The sequence below is a fragment of the Alcanivorax sp. HI0083 genome, from assembly GCF_001635175.1.
Window position 1 is genome coordinate 1 of the sequence record NZ_LWFX01000728.1, and the last position, 238, is coordinate 238.

General features: G+C 63.0%; 1 pseudogene. It reads left to right on the forward strand.

The window, feature by feature from the left end:
- Positions 1 to 238, forward strand: a pseudogene (locus A3754_RS07140) (ATP-dependent DNA helicase RecQ); the annotation flags it as partial.

A 238-nucleotide genomic window follows, 5' to 3' on the forward strand; every position in this document is an offset into this window, starting at 1 on the left:
TCCCAGTGGGGGCACGATTTCCGCAACGACTATCTGCAGCTGTCCCTGCTGCACCGGGAATTCCCGCAAGTGCCCCGCATTGCGTTAACCGCCACCGCGGACCAACGCACCCGCACGGAAATTGCCGAGCGACTGGACCTGACCCAGGCGCGGCATTTTGTCTCCAGCTTCGACCGCCCCAACATCCAGTACCGTATCGAGCGCAAGGACGGCGCCCGCAATCAGTTACTGCGCCTGT